At 56.0% G+C, this 16,526-nt stretch carries 17 protein-coding genes, 1 pseudogene and 1 riboswitch; of the genes and pseudogenes, 7 read left to right on the forward strand and 11 right to left on the reverse strand.

Annotated features, from left to right (window positions below; genetic code table 11):
* Positions 1–9: 9 nt before the first annotated feature.
* Complete coding sequence (gene shiA / locus ACMV5I_RS25895; RefSeq protein ID WP_414825591.1) at positions 10–1,356, forward strand: shikimate transporter; 1,347 nt, start codon at positions 10–12, stop codon at positions 1,354–1,356.
* 64 nt (positions 1,357–1,420) lie between these two features.
* Here the strand turns inward: shiA and ACMV5I_RS25900 are convergent, their stop codons facing one another.
* From ACMV5I_RS25900 to rsd, 9 genes and pseudogenes are all read right to left on the reverse strand, one after another.
* Positions 1,421–1,705, reverse strand: a complete 285-nt coding sequence (locus tag ACMV5I_RS25900; protein WP_024485325.1) for a helix-turn-helix domain-containing protein — start codon at positions 1,703–1,705, stop codon at positions 1,421–1,423.
* A gap of 1 nt (position 1,706) precedes the next feature.
* Positions 1,707–1,826, reverse strand: a pseudogene (locus tag ACMV5I_RS25905) (type II toxin-antitoxin system RelE family toxin); the annotation flags it as partial.
* A gap of 255 nt (positions 1,827–2,081) precedes the next feature.
* Entirely contained in the window at positions 2,082–3,245 is a 1,164-nt protein-coding gene (gene thiH, locus ACMV5I_RS25910; RefSeq protein WP_414825592.1) for a 2-iminoacetate synthase ThiH, read from the reverse strand.
* Complete coding sequence (locus tag ACMV5I_RS25915) at positions 3,245–4,024, reverse strand: thiazole synthase (protein WP_414825593.1); 780 nt, start codon at positions 4,022–4,024, stop codon at positions 3,245–3,247. The genes thiH and ACMV5I_RS25915 overlap by 1 nt, the downstream gene beginning before the upstream one ends.
* A gap of 1 nt (position 4,025) precedes the next feature.
* Positions 4,026–4,226, reverse strand: a complete 201-nt coding sequence (gene thiS / locus ACMV5I_RS25920; RefSeq protein WP_202729208.1) for a sulfur carrier protein ThiS — start codon at positions 4,224–4,226, stop codon at positions 4,026–4,028.
* The gene (locus ACMV5I_RS25925) at positions 4,223–4,972 is read right to left on the reverse strand and encodes a HesA/MoeB/ThiF family protein (RefSeq protein ID WP_202729207.1); all 750 of its coding nucleotides are present in this window, start codon (positions 4,970–4,972) and stop codon (positions 4,223–4,225) included. The genes thiS and ACMV5I_RS25925 overlap by 4 nt, the downstream gene beginning before the upstream one ends.
* A complete protein-coding gene (thiE, locus tag ACMV5I_RS25930) occupies positions 4,962–5,615 on the reverse strand; it encodes a thiamine phosphate synthase (protein WP_414825594.1) in 654 nt (217 codons plus the stop codon). Before thiE ends, ACMV5I_RS25925 begins: the two co-directional genes overlap by 11 nt.
* The gene (gene thiC, locus ACMV5I_RS25935) at positions 5,608–7,551 is read right to left on the reverse strand and encodes a phosphomethylpyrimidine synthase ThiC (RefSeq protein ID WP_414825595.1); all 1,944 of its coding nucleotides are present in this window, start codon (positions 7,549–7,551) and stop codon (positions 5,608–5,610) included. Before thiC ends, thiE begins: the two co-directional genes overlap by 8 nt.
* A gap of 117 nt (positions 7,552–7,668) precedes the next feature.
* Positions 7,669–7,791: riboswitch (TPP riboswitch) on the reverse strand.
* A 113-nt stretch (positions 7,792–7,904) separates the two neighbouring features.
* Positions 7,905–8,420, reverse strand: coding sequence for a sigma D regulator (gene rsd / locus ACMV5I_RS25940; RefSeq protein WP_121608036.1), 516 nt, complete (start codon positions 8,418–8,420; stop codon positions 7,905–7,907).
* Positions 8,421–8,521: 101 nt separating this feature from the next.
* Here rsd and nudC point away from each other — a divergent pair, with 101 nt between their 5' ends.
* The 6 genes from nudC to ACMV5I_RS25970 all read left to right on the forward strand — a co-directional run bounded on the left by nudC (position 8,522) and on the right by ACMV5I_RS25970 (position 12,904).
* A complete protein-coding gene (nudC, locus tag ACMV5I_RS25945; protein ID WP_414825596.1) occupies positions 8,522–9,289 on the forward strand; it encodes an NAD(+) diphosphatase in 768 nt (255 codons plus the stop codon).
* A gap of 37 nt (positions 9,290–9,326) precedes the next feature.
* Positions 9,327–10,391 (forward strand): uroporphyrinogen decarboxylase, encoded by a 1,065-nt coding sequence (hemE, locus tag ACMV5I_RS25950; RefSeq protein ID WP_021808058.1) that lies wholly within the window; start codon positions 9,327–9,329, stop codon positions 10,389–10,391.
* Positions 10,392–10,407: 16 nt separating this feature from the next.
* Positions 10,408–11,091 carry a deoxyribonuclease V gene (gene nfi, locus ACMV5I_RS25955; protein WP_121608035.1) on the forward strand — a complete coding sequence of 228 codons (684 nt, stop codon included), beginning with the start codon at positions 10,408–10,410 and terminating at the stop codon, positions 11,089–11,091.
* 51 nt (positions 11,092–11,142) lie between these two features.
* Positions 11,143–11,733, forward strand: coding sequence for a YjaG family protein (locus ACMV5I_RS25960; RefSeq protein WP_021808056.1), 591 nt, complete (start codon positions 11,143–11,145; stop codon positions 11,731–11,733).
* A gap of 189 nt (positions 11,734–11,922) precedes the next feature.
* Positions 11,923–12,198, forward strand: a complete 276-nt coding sequence (gene hupA / locus ACMV5I_RS25965) for a nucleoid-associated protein HU-alpha (RefSeq protein ID WP_021182173.1) — start codon at positions 11,923–11,925, stop codon at positions 12,196–12,198.
* A 67-nt stretch (positions 12,199–12,265) separates the two neighbouring features.
* Positions 12,266–12,904: a DUF1481 domain-containing protein gene (locus ACMV5I_RS25970; protein ID WP_037412648.1), complete on the forward strand. Its 639-nt coding sequence runs from the start codon at positions 12,266–12,268 to the stop codon at positions 12,902–12,904.
* A 102-nt stretch (positions 12,905–13,006) separates the two neighbouring features.
* On the opposite strand, the gene purD is transcribed toward ACMV5I_RS25970, so the two are convergent.
* Together purD and purH are read right to left on the reverse strand one after the other, a co-directional pair.
* Positions 13,007–14,290 (reverse strand): phosphoribosylamine--glycine ligase, encoded by a 1,284-nt coding sequence (gene purD / locus ACMV5I_RS25975; protein WP_121608034.1) that lies wholly within the window; start codon positions 14,288–14,290, stop codon positions 13,007–13,009.
* Positions 14,291–14,339: 49 nt separating this feature from the next.
* Positions 14,340–15,929: a bifunctional phosphoribosylaminoimidazolecarboxamide formyltransferase/IMP cyclohydrolase gene (purH, locus tag ACMV5I_RS25980; RefSeq protein ID WP_202811486.1), complete on the reverse strand. Its 1,590-nt coding sequence runs from the start codon at positions 15,927–15,929 to the stop codon at positions 14,340–14,342.
* Between the last annotated feature and the right edge of the window lie 597 nt (positions 15,930–16,526).

The raw sequence follows: 16,526 nt of genomic DNA on the forward strand, positions 1-16,526 counted from the left end.
GGGACAGGCATGGATACCTCAACTTCAGTCAGTGGCAGCAGCGCTGCCAACAGTGAAATAACCTCATCAACCCAGTATTCTCAAAGCCGCGCGCGACGTGCCGCCTGGGGAAGCTTCGTTGGCGCCGTAGTCGATTGGTACGACTTCCTACTGTACGGAATAGTTGCCGCTTTAGTCTTTAACACCGAATTCTTCCCGCAGGTTAGCCCAACGATGGGCACGCTGGCCGCCTTTGGCACCTTTGGCGTCGGTTTCTTGTTCCGCCCGTTAGGTGGCATGGTGTTCGGGCATTTTGGCGATAAGCTGGGCCGTAAGCGTATGCTGATGATCACCGTCTGGATGATGGGGATCTCTACGGCGTTGATCGGCCTGCTGCCCTCGTTCGATTCGGTCGGCTGGTGGGCCCCGGTCATGCTGGTGCTGCTACGAGCGGTGCAAGGGTTTGCTGTGGGTGGTGAATGGGGTGGTGCTGCCTTGCTGGCGGTAGAAAGCGCGCCTAAGAAGAGAAAAGCCTTTTACAGCAGCGGCGTACAGATTGGTTTTGGCGTCGGGCTGCTGTTGGCTACTGGTTCTGTTTCCCTGATCAGCCACTACACCAGCAATGAGGACTTTATCAACTGGGGCTGGCGTTTGCCGTTCCTGTTCAGCCTGGTGCTGGTCGCCATTGCCTGGTGGATCCGTAACGGCATGGACGAGTCACAGGAGTTTGAAGCCAATAAAACGCTGCACGAACGGGCCGAGAAAATCCGCAAGTTCCCGATCTTTGAGGCGCTGCGCCAGAATCCCAAAGCCTTCTTGTTGATCATTGCCCTACGCTTTGGCGAACTGCTGACGATGTATATCGTCACGGCCTTTGCCATGAACTACTCAACCACCCATCTTGGCCTGTCACGGGATCTGTTCCTGAATATTGGCTTGCTGGTCGGGGCGGTGAGCTGTGTCTCGATCCCTTGCTTTGCCTATTTGGCCGATAGCTTTGGCAGACGGCGGATCTACGTGACGGGAGCATTGATTGGTGTTGCCAGCACGGTACCGTTTTTCATGGCGCTGGAAAGCCGTAACACGGTGATGATTATCTTCTTTGCCATCATGCTGGGAAATATGGCGCACGACATGCTGGTCAGCGTGCAGCAGCCGATGTTTACCGAGCTGTTCGGCACGGCATACCGCTATAGCGGAGCCGGAGTAGGTTATCAGGTCGCGAGCGTGGTCGGTGGTGGCTTCACGCCGTTTATTGCCGTGTTGCTGGTGGAGTTGATGGACGGCTCCTGGCATCTGGTTGCCGCCTATCTGGCGCTAGGGTGCCTGCTTTCGGCCATTGTAGGTATGCGTATGAAACCCCAGACGGCGGATTGAAACGTTTATAGGGGCGCAGTATATGGCGCCCCGACAAAGGGAAAGGTAGCGCTAGCGGGTGTTTTTAACCAAGGGACAGTTTAATGCGCATTCCACAAGCCGCTGCATATCGTCGTAAAGTGGAGAGGCTTGCATTTGAAACATTCCTCTCTAGCCGACTCACTGCGGGTTGGCTGACCCCCATTCGTACAGCGATCTCTGTGCTTGTCAGTCCTGATTTAGACTTCATTTCGATCAGGACTGCGCGAAGTTCCTCTTCCTGGCTTTCTTCCTCATAGGCCTTTCTAACTTCAGGATTAGCAAGAGATTTAGCTTTAACTTCTGAAAATTTAATACCTTTAACTGTCATCTTTCAGTTCCGGTCCTTTAGCTTCCAGCTTTTCAAGTCCTTTAAGCGCCTTGGCCTGCATAACAGGTTCGAGCTCATAAATTTCGCTCTCTGCCTCGGGGTGAAATAGCAATTCATACATATAAGCCCCCACAGGTGAATAGTCAACATAACCTATGGATTATAATAATGTATAAGTTATATTTTATAGGCAAAGTCAACCAAGGAACCGGAAGCGTGCGGCCAGTCCCCGCACGCTCCGGCGTTTGGTAAGCAAGGTTATCAAGAGGGGGAGATAACCTTGGTTGGCTTAGGAACGCTTGCCAACACCGCCACTATAACGAGGCCATTTCTCCCTGCCAGCTCGCCTTGGCGGCTTTGCGCAGTGTTTCCAGACCTATTGGCTCGATGGTGCAACCGTTGCAGGTAGTTGCGTAGCGCGTCCCAGATAATCATCCCAATCTTTCCACACTGGCTGTAGCCCAGCGGCACCGATCGCCTGTGCCACCTGCTGCGGCGTTCGGCTGTCGTGCGGTTCGAACTGTTCCAGCTCTGGCGGCACATCGTCGGCATAACCACCCGGCTGGGTTTTGGAACCGGCACTGACGCTGTTGATGGCTACCGGGATCATATGGTCGCGGAAGAAGGCCGACTCTCGTGTAGATAATGAAAGTTCCACGTCAGGAGCGAATAACCGGAAAGCACAGATCAACTGTACCAGTTGCGGTTCACTCATGATCGAGGCCGGCTCAATACCCCCGGCACAGGGCCGCAGGCGAGGGAACGAGATCGAGTAACGGCTCTGCCAGTAAGTCTGTTGCAGGTAAAACAGATGCTCTGCCAGCAGATAGCAGTCCGTGCGCCAACTGCTGGAAAGCCCAATCAGCGCCCCTAGCCCGATCTTGTCGATCCCGGCGCGCCCCAGACGATCCGGCGTACTCAGTCGCCAATGAAAATCCTGTTTCTGGCCACGCAGATGGTGCTGCTGATAGGTCGCGGGATGATAGGTTTCCTGATAGACCAATACGCCGTCCAGCCCAAGGGTTTTCAGCTCGGTGTAGTCTTGTTGTGCCAGAGGCTGCACCTCCATCATCAGCGAACTGAAATGACGGCGAATGGCGGGCAGATGCTGGCGGAAATAATCCATGCCGACTTTGCGCTGATGTTCTCCGGTCACCAGCAGCAGGTGCTCAAATCCTAATGCCTTGATAGCCGCGCATTCCCGTTCGATCTCTGCCGCATCAAGCGTTTTGCGCTTGAGGTGGTTACTCATCGAAAAACCGCAGTAGGTGCAGTCGTTGGCACACAGGTTAGAAAGATATAACGGCACATAGAAGCTCACCACGTTACCGAAACGCTGGCGGGTGAGCTGCTGTGCTCGTTGCGCCAGGGGCTCCAGATAGGGAGCGGCGGCAGGGGAGATAAGCGCCATAAAATCCTCCCGCGTCAGCTTGGGGCTATTCAGTGCCTGCTCAACGTCACGCGAAGTTTTGCTGTTAATACGCAGCGTCAGGTCATCCCAATCCCACCCGAGCAGGCGCTCACTAAAATCACTGGCCATCAGCGTGTCTCCCCTGAATGACTGAGGAACGCCGTCAGCGGGCTGGATGCGGCGGCGATAGACTGGCGGCTGCCTAGCCCTGAGTTGCGTGCTAACTCTCCGGCCTCCAGCGCCAGGCGGAAAGCCTGGGCCATTTGCACCGGATCCCGCGCCACGGCGATGGCGGTATTGACCAGTACCGCATCGGCTCCCAGTTCCATCGCCTCTAACGCGTGGCTTGGGGCACCTATCCCGGCATCAATGACTACTGGCACTTTGGCCTGTTCAATAATGATCTCAAGGAAATCACGGGTCAGTAAGCCACGATTAGAACCGATTGGCGCGCCGAGTGGCATTACGGCGGCACAACCCGCTTCCTCCAGCCGCTTACACAGCACCGGATCGGCACCGCAGTAAGGCAGCACCACAAAGCCCTGTTTGACCAGGATCTCCGCCGCTTTGAGCGTTTCGATCGGGTCTGGCAGCAGGTATTTCACCTCTGGGTGAATTTCCAGTTTGACCCAGTGAGTCCCTAGCGCTTCGCGCGCCAGCCGGGCGGCAAACACCGCCTCATCTGCCGTTTTTGCCCCGGAAGTATTGGGCAGTAATTTCACGCCCAACCGTTGCAGCGGTGCCAGAATGGCGTCATTCCCGCCGCGCAGGTCGACGCGTTTCATCGCCATAGTGACCAGTTGTGAGCCGGAGGCCTGTAGCGCAGCCAGCATTAACTCGGGCGTGGCGAATTTCCCCGTGCCGGTAAACAGGCGTGAGGTAAAGGTGGTATCGGCGATTTGCAGCATGTCAGCCTCCGGCAATCGCTTGAAACAGCAAGATATCATCACCGTCCTGCACCTGACGGGTGACCCAGTCGTTGCGTGGAATGATGACCTGGTTGATCGCCAAAGCGCTACCTGGCTGGTGGCGTTCCAGCCGTTCGAGCAAAGCGTCGATGTTTAACGGCTGCTCCAGCTCCAGTGGTTGATCGTTGAGGGTGATCTTCATGCTGGTTCTCCGCAGACCGGGCAGGTGCTGGCTTTGCTCAGTTGCAGGGTGCTCCAGCTTTGCTGCTTGCCGTCGAACAGGCGTAGCTTGCCGCTAAGGGAGGAGGGCAGCCCAGCCAGCATCTTTATCGCTTCCAGCGCCTGCAGCGTGCCGATTACGCCAACGACCGGGCCTAGCACGCCCGCCGTGCGGCAGTTGCGGTGCGGTTCGGTTTGCTCCGGGTAGAGGCAGGCATAGCAGCCATGGGCATAGGGCGGTTCGATAACCAGCAACTGGCCGCTGAACCCCACTGCGCTGCCGCTGATCAACGGCACGCTAGCTCGGATGCAGGCGGCATTCACCGCATGACGGGTAGCCATGTTGTCGCTGCAATCAAGCACCAGATCGACACGGGCGACGGCATCGTTCAGCGTTGCCCCTTGCAGGCGTTGCTCCAGCGCGATCGACTCCACCAGAGGGTTCAGTGCTTGCAAATGGTTCTTTGCCAACTGAGCCTTGCTGGTGGCGATATCACCGGTGCGGTAGAGAATTTGCCGTTGCAGATTGGTAATGTGCAGCTGGTCATCATCGGCCAGCAGCAGTGTACCGACACCTGCTGCAGCCAGATACAGCGCCGCCGGGGAGCCTAACCCTCCTAATCCGACGATCAGCACCGTGGCTTGTTTCAGCTTTTCCTGCCCCTCGGGGCCGACGTCTTCCAGCAGCAGTTGCCGGCTGTAGCGCAAGAACTCTTGGTCATTGAGCATCGCATGACTCCTTGCCTTCAATCAGTTGCAGCAGCGTTGCCGTAGCGGCGCGCCAGTCTGATGCCTGGGTGATGGCGCTGACCACGGCCACGCTGCCAACGCCGCAGGCCAGCACGGCGGGGACGCGCTCGATGCTGATCCCGCCAATGGCTACGGTGGGATACTCCTGTAATCCGGCGACGTGGCGTCGCAACTCGGCCAAGCCTTGCGGCTCAGAGGGCATCTCCTTGGTTTGCGTTGGGAAGATATGCCCCAGTGCGATATAGGAAGGTTTGACGGCGATCGCCCGGGCCAGCTCAACATCGTCATGGGTGGAAACGCCCAAGCGCAATCCCGCACGATGGATAGCTGCCAGATCGGTGGTGTCCAAATCTTCCTGCCCTAGGTGGACGCCGTAGGCATCATGCTTAATCGCCAACTGCCAATAATCATTGATAAACAGCCGGGCCTGATAGCGCTTGCCAAGGGCGATAGAGGCGGCAATGTCCGCCTCCACGTGCTCGTCTGGCAGATCTTTGATGCGTAGTTGGATAGTGGTAACGCCTGCCTCCAGCAGGCGGGCGATCCATTCAACGCTGTCGACGACCGGGTATAAACCCAGCCTGTGCGGTGTTGCAGGGAAGGGAGAGGTGAGGTTAGTCATTATTTATCTCCTCCTGCAAATTGGCCGCACTGTGGTACAGCTCGCTGCCGCGTGAGCGGAATTCAGCCGACATTTTCTCCATCCCGGTCAGTTGCACTTCGATCGGTTTGGCGGCCTCTTGTGCGGCGGCATAGTCACGCACTTCCTGGGAAATCTTCATCGAGCAGAACTTCGGCCCACACATGGAGCAAAAGTGGGCAATCTTGCCGGATTCTTGCGGCAGCGTTTCGTCGTGATAGGCGCGGGCGGTTTGTGGATCCAGCGCCAGGTTGAACTGATCTTCCCAACGGAATTCAAAGCGCGCCTTGGACATGGCGTTATCGCGGATTTGCGCGCCTGGATGGCCTTTCGCCAAGTCGGCGGCGTGAGCGGCGATCTTGTAGGTGATCAGCCCCTGTTTCACGTCTTCTTTGTTAGGCAGCCCCAGATGCTCCTTCGGCGTCACGTAGCAAAGCATCGCGCAGCCGAACCAGCCGATCATTGCCGCGCCGATCCCGGAGGTAAAATGGTCGTAACCCGGAGCGATATCGGTGGTCAATGGCCCCAGCGTATAGAACGGCGCTTCATGGCAATGTTCCAACTCCTCGGTCATGTTGCGGCGGATCATCTGCATTGGCACGTGGCCTGGGCCTTCGATCATCACCTGTACGTCATATTCCCAGGCAATCTTGGTCAGTTCGCCCAGCGTATGCAGCTCAGCGAATTGCGCTTCGTCATTGGCATCCTGGATCGAGCCTGGGCGCAGGCCGTCGCCGAGTGACAGCGAGACATCGTAAGCGACGCAAATTTCGCAGATCTCGCGGAAGTGCTGATAGAGGAAGTTCTCCTGATGATGCGACAGGCACCACTTCGCCATGATCGAGCCACCACGGGAGACAATGCCGGTTAGGCGTTTGGCGGTCATCGGCACATAACGCAGCAACACCCCAGCGTGAATGGTGAAGTAATCGACGCCTTGCTCAGCCTGTTCCAGCAAGGTATCGCGGAACATTTCCCAGGTCAGGTTCTCCGCAACGCCATTTACTTTCTCCAACGCCTGATAGATTGGTACTGTGCCGATCGGCACCGGGCTGTTGCGCAGGATCCATTCACGGGTTTCGTGGATATAGCGGCCAGTGGAGAGATCCATCACTGTGTCAGCGCCCCAGCGGGTTGACCATACTAACTTCTCGACTTCCTCTTCGATCGAAGAGGTGACCGCCGAGTTGCCGATATTGGCATTCACCTTCACCAGGAAATTACGGCCAATAATCATCGGCTCGGATTCCGGGTGGTTGATGTTGGCGGGGATGATGGCGCGGCCAGCGGCCACTTCCTGGCGCACAAATTCCGGTGTGATGTTCTCCGGCAGATTTGCGCCCCAACTTTGGCCAGGATGCTGGTGGCGCAGCACTTCGCCACGAATGCGCTCACGGCCCATATTTTCGCGAATGGCGATAAATTCCATCTCTGGGGTGACAATACCGGCGCGCGCGTAATGCAACTGCGTAACACATTTACCCGGCAGGGCTTTACGGGGCAGCGGCAGGTGTTCAAAGCGCAGATGGTCTAACCCAACATCGGCCAGTCGTTGTTGGGTGAAGCCGGAACTGACGCCGCTTAACGCTTCGGTATCGGCACGTTCGGCGATCCAGCCCGCTCGTACTTTGGCCAAACCACGATGTACGTCGAGCACCGCCTGCGGATCGCCATACGGCCCTGCGGTGTCATACACCGGGATGGCTTCGTTCTGTTCATATTGGGGCTGGTCTTTGTTGCCGCCAATCAGCGTCGGGCTGAGCTGGATCTCACGCATCGGTACCTGGATATCGCTGCGCGAACCCGCGAGATAGATCCGCTGTGAGTTGGGGAAGGTGACGCCTTGCAGAGAGTCGATAAAATCTTGCGCTTGGTCACGCTGTTGTTTACGGGCACGAGGTTTGTTCACGGTAGACATAGCAAATTCCTATCAGTGGAGTGATGTGTGGAAAATTGCTTGTCTGGAGCTCGGAGGGAGTAATGATGGTAGCCGGTAAGGCAGGCACAGCCCCTGGCGGGAGCATCTTGCCTATGGCGATAGATTACTCTTGTTCCCTTCGCGGGTATTAACCCGATCAGGTTCCGCGGATCCCGAATTAACGGTCTCAGCCTGGCTAATTTAATGAAAAATCAGCGCTAGGCACTCCGACAAGAGTCCTCAGTATAAGAGGGTCAACAAAAACCACAAGCCCTCCCCCGTCATCTTTCAAGCCGTAGCGTTGTTGGCTGCCTAGCTACGACTTGAAATCTATAGGGAGATAGAGATCAAAATTAGGCTGGGTGTGATAGCGATTCAGTATTGCTAGTGCCCGGTTGGCCCTGCTGCCAAGTTTCTGCCGCCAACTGGATTAACTGATCTTCCAAGGCGAAACGTGATGCCAGGGCTTCGCCGATATCTGACAGCGCCTGATTGAGTTCTTCACACACATCCTGATCGATAACGACTTCGGTGTAGCGGTCATGGAACGCCATCACGGCTTCGGTATTGGCCTGTAATTTTGGGTAGAACTTGGTGGCTAGCGCCATCTTGGGGCTGGCGGAGCCTTCCACTTGTTTGATAATTTTGTCATAAATGTGAAAATGCCCGGCAGAGAGATAATCCACCAGATTCTGGCAAAAGTTCTCCAGCGCTTTTTCATTGAGCGGCGTATGCTTTTCTTTGTTGGGTTTAATGCCGACTAAACTGCAGTAGGTAACCAGCAGCTGCTTACGTGCCTGCAGCCATTGATCGACTAATTCATTACTGCCACCAACGCGCTGAGTCAGGCTTTCCAATCGGTTTAGCATGATTGACTCCGTGTGTAAGAGAAAGAAAAAGTGGTAAGTTAATAAAATGTAACAAAGAGCATTCCTAGATTGCCAGTGAAGCAGAGGTTGTGCAACAACATATGGAACTTGCATTAACGGGTAACGAAAATGGCTGGTGGATCGTCAGCCATGAAAGCAAAATTTGGTTACCAAACGGTGAATTGCCGTTTGGTTCTGCCGCACTATTTTCATTGCAAGGCCGGCCAGCTCGGCAAATTGGCGAATGGGAGGGAGCACCGGTCTGGCTGGTGCGCCAACCGATGCCGAAAGAGATGGGATCGGTGCGGCAACTGCTCAGTCTCGATCGTGGCCTGTTCCAACTCGCCGGACGCGGCGTACAGCTGGCCGACTTTTATCGCTCGCACCGGTTCTGTGGCTACTGCGGCCATGAGATGCACCTCAGCCGTACCGAAAGCGCCTGCCTGTGTGATAACTGTCGCGAACGTTATTATCCGCAGATTGCCCCTTGTGTGATTGTCGCTATCCGCCGCAAAGACGAGATCCTGCTGGCACAACATGTGCGCCACCGTGGGGGGATCCATACCGTGCTGGCGGGGTTTGTGGAGGTGGGGGAAACCCTGGAGCAGGCCGTAGCGCGCGAGGTGATGGAAGAAAGCAATATCGCCATTACCAACCTGCGCTACGTCACCTCGCAGCCCTGGCCGTTCCCTCATTCGCTGATGATGGCGTTTATGGCCGAGTATCAGGGCGGTGAACTGCGCCACGATCCGAAGGAGTTGCTCAATGCGGGCTGGTATCGCTATGACCAACTGCCGATGCTGCCACCACCTGGTACCGTGGCACGCCGCCTGATTGAGGACACCGTGGCGCTGTGTCGGGCAGAATAATGTACAATGGCGGCAGATAATCAAGGGAGCCCAAGAAATGAATGAGTTGAAGAACGATCGCTACCTGCGTGCGCTGCTGCGCCAGCCGGTGGATCTCACCCCTGTATGGATGATGCGCCAGGCCGGTCGTTATTTGCCAGAGTACAAAGCCACCCGTGCTCAGGCCGGGGATTTCATGTCGCTGTGCAAAAATGCCGAACTGGCCTGCGAGGTGACATTACAGCCCCTGCGCCGTTATGCACTGGACGCCGCCATCCTGTTCTCCGACATTCTCACCATTCCCGATGCCATGGGGCTTGGGCTCTATTTCGAAACCGGGGAAGGCCCGCGTTTTTCTTCGCCAATCACCTGCCGTGCCGATGTAGAGAAGCTGCCTGCATTCGATCCGGAAGACGAGCTGGGCTATGTCATGAACGCGGTGCGTACCATCCGCCGTGAATTGAAGGGTGAAGTGCCACTGATCGGTTTCTCCGGCAGCCCGTGGACGTTGGCGACCTATATGGTCGAAGGCGGCAGCAGCAAGGCATTCACCAAGCTGAAGAAAATGATGTATGCCGAGCCGCAGACGCTGCATTTGCTGCTGGATAAGCTGGCGGACAGCGTGATCCTGTATCTCAATGCCCAGATCAAGGCCGGGGCGCAGTCCGTAATGGTATTCGATACCTGGGGCGGCGTGCTGACGGGCCGTGATTATCGCGAATTCTCACTGCACTATATGCATAAAATCGTTGATGGCCTGCTGCGTGAAAATGACGGACGCCGGGTGCCGGTAACGCTGTTCACCAAAGGCGGTGGCCAGTGGCTGGAAGCGATGGCGGCCACCGGTTGCGATGCGCTGGGCCTGGATTGGACCACCGATATTGCCGATGCGCGCCGCCGTGTGGGCGATAAAGTCGCGCTGCAGGGGAATATGGATCCTTCCATGCTGTATGCCGCACCGGAACGCATCGCCCAGGAAGTGGAAACCATTCTGGCCGGTTTTGGCCAGGGCGAAGGCCATGTCTTCAACCTTGGTCACGGTATTCATCAAGACGTGCCACCGGAACATGCCGGGGCCTTCGTTGAAGCGGTGCATGCGCTGTCGGCCAAATACCACCGCTAAACCGCAAGGAGACGCTGTGATTGATACTCAGGCTCTGCGCGCCGAACAGCTACGGCGCGCCGGGGAAGTCATTCGTCACGATGATTTTCTGCAAGACCCACCGGCGTTTATCGCCGGTGCGGATGTCGGTTTTGAACAAGAAGGCGCGGTAACACGCGCCGCCATTGCTATCCTGCGCTATCCTTCACTCGAGTTGGTGGAGTATCAGATCGCCCGTATCAGCACCACCATGCCCTATATCCCCGGATTTCTCTCGTTTCGCGAGTACCCTGCGCTGATCGCCGCCTGGGAGCAACTGCAACAGAAGCCCGACCTGATCTTTGTCGATGGCCATGGTATTTCCCATCCAAGACGTCTGGGGGTTGCCAGCCACTTTGGCCTGCTGGTCAACGTGCCGACCATTGGCGTGGCCAAGAAGCGTTTATGTGGTAAATTTTCCCCGTTGGACGCTACCGTTGGCTCGCTGGCCTCGCTGGAGGACAAGGGCGAACAGCTGGGATGGGTATGGCGCAGCAAAGAGCGCTGTAATCCGTTATTTATCGCCACGGGCCATCGCGTGAGCACCGACAGCGCCTTGGCCTGGGTGCAACGCTGCATGGCAGGCTACCGTTTGCCGGAGCCCACGCGGTGGGCCGATGCCATTGCCTCACGCCGCCCGGCCTTTGTACGCTGGTTACAGCAGCATCCAGAGGTGTCGTAATGAGCGATTTCGGGTACACTGCGCGGCAGATAATGAGTAAGAGAGTAGACCATGCTACGTAACCCGATTCATTTACGCTTGGAAAAGCTGGAAAGCTGGCAGCATTTGACCTTTATGGCCTGCCTGTGCGAGCGTATGTACCCGAATTACCAGATGTTCTGTCTGCAGACGGAGTTTGGCGACCCGGCCGTTTATCGCCGTATCCTGGACTTGGTCTGGGAAACGCTGGTGGTGAAAGACGCCAAGGTCAACTTTGACAGCCAGTTGGAAAAGTTGGAAGAGGCGATCCCATCGGCAGAAGATTACGATCTTTACGGCGTTTACCCAGCGATCGATGCCTGCATTGCATTAGGGGAATTGATCCATTCGCGCCTCAGCGGAGAGACGTTGGAGCACGCCATTGCCATCAGCGAAACCTCAATTCGCACCGTGGCGATGTTGGAAATGACCCAAGCTGGCAAAGAAATGACCGACGAAGAGCTGAAAATTCTGCCTGCCGTTGAGGAAGAATGGGACATTCAATGGGAGATTTTCCGCCTGTTGGCCGCCTGCGAAGAGCGTGATCTGGATCTGATCAAAGGGTTACGATCTGACCTGCGCGAGGCCGCGGTGAGTAACATTGGGATAAATTTAACGCAATAAGGCAAGAAAACGTGATTTAACGTCTGATTTGTCGTGCCTTAAGGCTTCACATCCGCACCCTGTCTGGTCTACATTTGGGGGGCGAAAAAAAAGTGGCTATCGGTGCGTGTATGCAGGAGAGTGCTGTCCATCGGCATATCCGTCGCACTCGATGCTTTGCAAACGATAAACACACTGTAAGGATAACTTATGAACAAGACTCAACTGATTGATGTAATCGCAGAGAAGGCTGACCTTTCCAAGGCTCAAGCTAAGCTGGCTCTGGAATCTACCCTGGCTGCCATTACTGAGTCCCTGAAAGAAGGTGATGCAGTACAATTGGTTGGTTTCGGTACTTTCAAGGTAAACCATCGTAGCGAGCGCACTGGCCGCAACCCACAGACTGGTAAAGAAATCAAAATCGCAGCAGCTAACGTGCCTGCGTTCGTTTCTGGTAAAGCACTGAAAGACGCGGTTAAGTCTTAATCGCGTGTTGCAGAAAGGTTTAAACAGGGGGGCGTTGGCGCCCCTTTTGTTTATCCAACGGGCACTCATGGCGGTGACGGTTGTTGCTGCCTTGAGTGCTTGTAGTTTCCGTTCTGCCCCGCCAACCTTTACCGCCAGCGGCTTTGTGGCCGATCAGGGGGTAATGCGGGTGTGGCGGATGGATGACGGCCAGCAGCGGCCAGTGGCGCTGTTGAGTGTCTACAGCCCTTATCGCGGGCCGGGTACCGTCACAACGCTGTATGAATATCAACGCGGCGTGTTGTACCAAATCAAACGCACCGATGCCGATGGCGATCGCGACTCCATTCAACTGCGTTTCACCGCCAACGGTACTGTCAGCTTTATGCAGCGCCAATTGGCCACGCAGCGCCAGAAGCTCTCCAACGATGAAGTCGTGCTCTATCAATATCAGGCACGGCGGATACTGGAATTGAGCGATGCGCTTAATGCCGGTCGAGTACGGCTGTTACAGGGGCACTGGCAGCAGGGTGCGGTGAAGCTGTGTAATGGCGAAGTCGTGAAGCCAGGTTTGGATCAACAGGCCGAAGAGTGGATCATGCGGCGTGCGGCCAACAGCAGTCAGCCAGTGAACGTAGCCTGGTTGGATGGGCCGGAAGGTCGTGAGCTGTTGCTGGTGGCAAACAATGACTTCTGCAGTTGGGAACCGACCAAAGACACCCTGTAGCGCATAAAAAAGGCCCTGCGAACAGAGCCTGAGACTTTTAAAACGCCACCGAGCGACACGTAGGGGCGCTGCATGCTGCGCCGTCTAGATAATCAATACCTATTACTTTTCGCGTGCGATAGCACGGTAGCCAATATCCTTGCGGCAGAAACTGTCTTGCCACTGAATACCTTCCGCTAGCTGATAGGCTAACTGCTGAGCTTGAGCTACCGTTGCGCCCAATGCCGTTACGCACAACACGCGCCCGCCGTTGGTCACGACGTCATTCCCTTGCATACGCGTTCCGGCATGGAACACTTTGCCATTGGCATCTTCTTGCTGAGGCAAGCCGTGGATCACATCCCCTTGGCGATAATCCGCAGGATAGCCGCCAGCCGCCAACACCACGCCGAGAGCAGGGCGTTCATCCCATTCGGAAGTCTTCTCATCCAGCTTGCCTTCGGCCCCAGCCAGGCAGAGTTCAACCAGATCGGAGCGCAGGCGCAGCATGATCGGCTGCGTTTCCGGGTCGCCAAAGCGGCAGTTGAATTCGATCACCTTGGGTTGACCATCCTCAGCAATCATCAGGCCAGCGTACAGGAAGCCGACATAGGTGTTGCCTTCCGCTGCCATGCCGCGCACGGTTGGCCAGATCACCTGGTCCATTACGCGCTGGTGGATTTCATCCGTCACCACTGGCGCTGGCGAGTAGGCGCCCATGCCGCCGGTATTCGGGCCAGTATCGCCGTCACCGACACGTTTATGATCCTGGCTGGTGGCCATTGGCACCACATTCTTACCATCGACCATGACGATAAAGCTGGCTTCTTCGCCTGTCAGGAACTCCTCAACCACGATGCGATGCCCGGCGTCACCAAATGCATTACCTGCCAGCATATCCTGAATGGCGTCTTCGGCTTCCTGCAACGTCATCGCGACGATCACGCCTTTGCCTGCCGCCAGGCCATCTGCCTTGATGACAATCGGTGCACCTTGGCGGCGTACGTAGGCCAAGGCGGGTTCCACTTCGGTAAAGTTCTGGTATGCAGCGCTTGGGATAGCGTGGCGAGCCAGGAAATCCTTGGTAAAGGCTTTGGAGCCTTCAAGCTGTGCTGCGGCCTGCGACGGGCCAAAGATTTTCAACCCGGCAGCCTGGAAGGCATCTACCACACCGATCACCAGCGGCGCTTCCGGGCCTACAATGGTCAGGCCGATGGCGTTGTCCTTGGCAAAGGCAACCAGCGCCGGGATATCGGTTGGGGCGATATCGACGTTGGTCAGATTGCTTTCCAATGCGGTACCCGCATTACCTGGGGCCACGTAAACCGTATCTGCCAATGGCGATTGGGCCGCTTTCCAGGCCAGCGCATGTTCACGCCCGCCGTTGCCAATAATTAAAATATTCATCAGGTGCTCCATAAACGGCGTGCGCATTGAGCGCACGCAGCAAAAGGGATTAATGGCGGAAGTGGCGCATGTCGGTGAAGATCATCGCGATGCCGTGTTCGTTGGCCGCCGCAATCACTTCATCATCACGAATCGAACCACCCGGCTGGATCACGCAGGTAATACCCACCGCTGCAGCCGCATCAATACCGTCACGGAACGGGAAGAAGGCGTCAGACGCCATGGCGGAGCCTTTGACTTCCAGCCCTTCGTCAGCGGCTTTGATCCCGGCGATCTTGGCGGAGTAAACGCGGCTCATCTGCCCGGCGCCTATGCCGATGGTCATGTTGTCGCGCGCATAGACGATGGCGTTGGATTTGACGAACTTGGCCACTTTCCAGCAGAACAGCGCATCACGCAGCTCCTGAGCGGTTGGCTGGCGTTCGGATACCACGCGCAAATCGGCTTCGATCACCATACCCAGATCGCGATCCTGCACTAACAGACCACCGTTGACGCGCTTAAAGTCCAGCCCGGCGATGCGCTGTTGCCATTGGCCACAGGCCAGCACGCGTACGTTCTGTTTCGCTGCCAGCAGAGTGCGAGCTTCTTCACTGATGCTTGGCGCGATGATGACTTCAACAAACTGACGGCTGATGATCGCCTGTGCCGTTTTGGCATCCAGTTCACGGTTGAAGGCAATAATGCCGCCAAAGGCCGAGGTTGGATCGGTTTGGTAGGCGCGCTCATAGGCGGCAAACAGGTTCTCACCGATAGCAACGCCACAAGGGTTGGCATGCTTGACGATTACGCAGGCTGGTTCGGCAAATTCTTTCACACATTCCAGCGCCGCATCGGTATCGGCGATGTTGTTGTAGGAAAGTGCTTTACCCTGTAGCTGGTCGGCGGTGGCCACGGAGGCCTCCTGCACATTCTCTTCTATATAGAAGGCGGCCTGCTGGTGGCTGTTTTCACCGTAGCGCATATCCTGCTTCTTGATGTAGTTCAGGTTCAGCGTACGTGGGAAACGGCCGGAAGGTTCTGCGGTTTCACCGTGATAAGGCGGCACCAGGGTACCAAAGTAGTTGGCGATCATGCTGTCATAGGCGGCGGTATGCTCAAACGCTTTGATCGCCAGGTCGAAACGGGTTGGGTACAACAGTGAACCGTTGTTGTTATCCATCTCGGTGATCACTGCGGCGTAGTCACTGCTCTTGACCACGATGGCCACGTCTTTATGGTTCTTGGCGGCCGAGCGCACCATGGTTGGGCCACCGATATCGATATTCTCTACGGCGTCTTCCAGCGAGCAATCTGGGCGAGCGACGGTTTGCGCGAAGGGATACAGGTTTACCACAACCATATCGATCGGTTGGATCGCATGTTGTTCCATGATGGCATCGTCCTGGCCGCGACGGCCCAGAATGCCACCGTGCACTTTCGGGTGCAGGGTTTTGACTCGTCCGTCCATCATCTCCGGGAAGCCGGTGTAGTCGGAAACTTCGGTAACAGGCAGACCGGCATCGGCCAGTAGGCGGGCAGTGCCACCGGTGGAGAGTAATTCGACGCCTCTCTGGGAGAGGGCTTCGGCGAATTCAACGATTCCGGCTTTGTCGGACACGCTGAGCAGGGCCCGGCGGATTGGACGAGGTTGTTGCATGGTTTTATCCCTTGGCTTTGAGTCGCAATAAAAGAGCGTTACGTGGATCTCCACCTTGTTGCTTCTTATATAGAGGGGATTTCTTCCTATATAGAGAAGGACAGGAACAGATTCAGGTAGCGCCCCGATAAAAACGGGGATTGTTTCGTCGCGGGGAATTGTAGCGAAAACGTTTGCGTGGCGCTCGTAAATTTTCCGACCAAATGCGTTCTGTGGATAAGTTAGTGCATAACCGGGTATAAGGACGGGTTTTGCTGTGGAATGCAGCAAACGGTGATTTTTGTTGAAAATACCTGTTGCGGCCTGCGTGGAACTCCCTATAATGCGCCTCCATCGACACGGAACATGTGAACAACTTCACAGAGTCTCCGGGGGTCGCAGAGAAAAAACCTGAAATTAAGGTTGACTCTGAAAGAGGAAAGCGTAATATACGCCACCTCGAGTTAGCAAGCGAAAGCGCGTAACTCACTGCTCTTTAACAATTTATCAGACAATCTGTGTGGGCACTCACAAGACGATATCCAGCTACTTCGGTAGCAAAAAAATATCAAGTCTTGAAGAGTGACCAAGCAGTAATTCATGCGAATGAATTATTAC

The sequence above is a fragment of the Serratia sp. T13T92 genome (assembly GCF_047530105.1).
In the GTDB taxonomy this organism is placed as follows: domain Bacteria; phylum Pseudomonadota; class Gammaproteobacteria; order Enterobacterales; family Enterobacteriaceae; genus Chania; species Chania fonticola.